The organism is Streptomyces sp. XY431, from assembly GCF_001279805.1.
In the GTDB taxonomy this organism is placed as follows: domain Bacteria; phylum Actinomycetota; class Actinomycetes; order Streptomycetales; family Streptomycetaceae; genus Kitasatospora; species Kitasatospora purpeofusca.
Map to the genome: position 1 here is coordinate 1 of NZ_LGDO01000429.1, position 250 is coordinate 250.

Consider the following 250-nt stretch of genomic DNA (forward strand, 5'->3'; position numbering starts at 1 on the left):
CACCGGCAACGCCGCCAAGGTCGTCTCGCGCACCCCGCGGGTGTCCTCCGGCCGTCCGGAGCTGACCGAGGCCGCGATCGTGGTCTCCGGCGGCCGCGGCGTCGGTGCCGCCGAGGGCTTCGGCGTGGTCGAGGAGCTCGCCGACGCCCTGGGCGCGGCCGTCGGTGCCTCGCGCGCCGCCGTCGACGCCGGCTGGTACCCGCACAGCAGCCAGGTCGGCCAGACCGGCAAGCAGGTCTCCCCGCAGCTC

Annotated in this window: 1 protein-coding gene; it reads left to right on the forward strand. The window is 77.6% G+C overall.

Going from position 1 to position 250, the window contains the following annotated elements; genetic code table 11:
- On the forward strand, positions 1–250 hold a 250-nt coding region (locus tag ADK60_RS28000; protein ID WP_199839782.1), incomplete at both ends, for an electron transfer flavoprotein subunit alpha/FixB family protein.